Consider the following 2,185-nt stretch of genomic DNA (forward strand, 5'->3'; position numbering starts at 1 on the left):
GGCACTTAACGCTCTTAATCAGGAGAAAACATTGCAGCGTAGTCTTCGTCAAAAAATCAAACAGGCTTCTATGAATAATGATTATATGATGACTGTTCTCAACTCCTTTTGTCAAGCTTGATTGAGATGCTCTTACCCTGCAGGGGAATTGTGTCTGGTTCGTAAGCATCAGGAAGCAATTCTCCTACTTGCTTAACCCAATTTATAATGCTGGTGTGATGTACTCCCTTAATCCTCTCAATTGCTCGAAAACCCATACCATTGACCGACATTTTGAGACATTCACGTTTAACTTCTTCTGAGTAACCTTTATGAGGTTGGTAGCAATCTATAAATTGTCTGCCACAACCGACACAAATATAATTCTGTTTACCTTTTTTCTGACCATTTTTATTAACATGAGTTGACTGACATTCAGGACATTACATAAGCTCTGCGTTTTTTGAAGTGTTATTTTTTGGCGCTCGCACGCCTTATTTATCATACCCTAATTCAGCAACGCCGTAGATTCAATTAAGCCTATGATAGAAGCAGTGGGTGCTTCTATCTTGTGTTTGTCCCCATACTTTCCTGATTTTAATCCTATTGAATTATGGTGGTCGCAACTCAAATCTTTATTGCGACAGTTTTCACCAACTAGCACTAAAATGGTTGACAGGATAATTAGACCTCTTGCAAAAAAGATTTATGTTATAATTAGAGGTTTTAAATTTAATCCCCTAGAGCTAACTCATAATTGTAAATTGCTGACAACAAATTACAACGCAGACCATAACGGCGACGGCGATTCCGATAACGACTCGACAATATTTTAAAAATTTTGAGACTCCGATTAACGTGTTCAACCACAATTCGCTCCTGTGCTAGAACTCGATTGTAGTCTTTTTCTATTCGAGAAAGTTTCCCATTTTTAGGTTTCTTTCTAGGGATATAACTATTGGGGTGATAATCCTTTATCCCTTGATAGCCACTGTCTTGTAAGCTATTTGTTTCGGGATGAAAACGAATTTTACTTTTTTTAAACAAGTTAAAATCGTGGCAATGCCCTGGTCCAAAAGCAGTGCAAATAATTTCTCTTGTCTCTTGATTAATTACCAATTGAGTTTTTAGAGCCCACATTCCGCAGATGTGTGTGGAATTTTTTTATCAGTTGTGAAAAGTTGGAGTCAAAAAGTTTTTCCGTTTAACTTATGCGGTTTTAACGTCACGGGTACCTGTCAAATCTCCCGAAATCAACTAAACTGAAAAAGTTGACTTTTTTTAATAGATTTATGGCGCTTTTTTCGCAAAATAACTTAGCTTTTTAGCCAATATAAATCCCGCCAAGAGCTAATCATCTTGACTAATAAATGTGGATTATTCACCAAGATTTACAGCTTAATGGAGAGCGTCATCCACCTGCAAACATTAAATAGTACCGACTGCAATACTGTCCTAAATGCTTTAATACATCTTGACGGTCTTGGGTTAAATTACTGACTTGCTTATCTCCGTTGACCGTCACTAAATGTACCGCTTGAAACATCTGAAATATCCAGCGCATTGTCGGTTTATTGGTGAGTTTCTTTACCTGATTTCTGACTCCCTCATTGGTGGCTTCTAAGTGTTGTCTCAATTTCCTTTGCCCTAGGGTATAAACTAACAAGCACAGTCCCATTATCATTCCTATTGCTTCGACTCGCTCGGGATTTTTCACAAATACGCTTGATGTAAAAAACAATGGATCTTTGATAAATCTAAATCCTCTCTCGTTACTTTGCTGCGCTTTGTATTCTGATAGTATCTGTCGCTCGCTCACCTCTTGAGTGTCTAAGATGTTGGTGGCTAATATAAATCTCCCGGCTGTGATTTGTTCGGCTTCTATTACTGATAACCGGGTTTCTATTTGACCCGTAACTTGATAAACTGTTGGATTTGTTTGGTTCTCTAGTTTCTGCTTGCTTGTCGATTTTTTGACGGGTTTTTCTCGGCATTCAATTTCTGTGATTTGGTGATACTTCCAGGTATCTGATAATCTTTTTATCGCGATTTCTGCGTCGGCTATACGTAAGGATTCAGGTGGTGGGTATTGACAACTGTGATACGGGAAAGTAGAATATAGCAATTATGAAAAAACACCTGCCACCCAAACTCAACAGTGAAACCTTAAAACAGTTGGCGACAGAGAAACTGGTAGAGATGATCG

Annotated in this window: 3 pseudogenes; all 3 read right to left on the minus strand. The window is 38.1% G+C overall.

What is annotated here, in order from left to right:
• Nucleotides 1-131 precede the first annotated feature (131 nt).
• Nucleotides 132-422: pseudogene (locus ACUVJL_RS33815) on the minus strand (IS1 family transposase); the annotation flags it as partial.
• Nucleotides 423-711: 289 nt separating this feature from the next.
• Nucleotides 712-1,110: pseudogene (locus ACUVJL_RS33820) on the minus strand (transposase family protein); the annotation flags it as partial.
• 280 nt (nt 1,111-1,390) lie between these two features.
• A pseudogene (locus ACUVJL_RS33825) lies at nt 1,391-2,044 on the minus strand (IS1634 family transposase); the annotation flags it as partial.
• Between the last annotated feature and the right edge of the window lie 141 nt (nt 2,045-2,185).

The sequence above is a fragment of the Microcoleus sp. OTE_8_concoct_300 genome, from assembly GCF_031383065.1.
In the GTDB taxonomy this organism is placed as follows: domain Bacteria; phylum Cyanobacteriota; class Cyanobacteriia; order Cyanobacteriales; family Microcoleaceae; genus Microcoleus.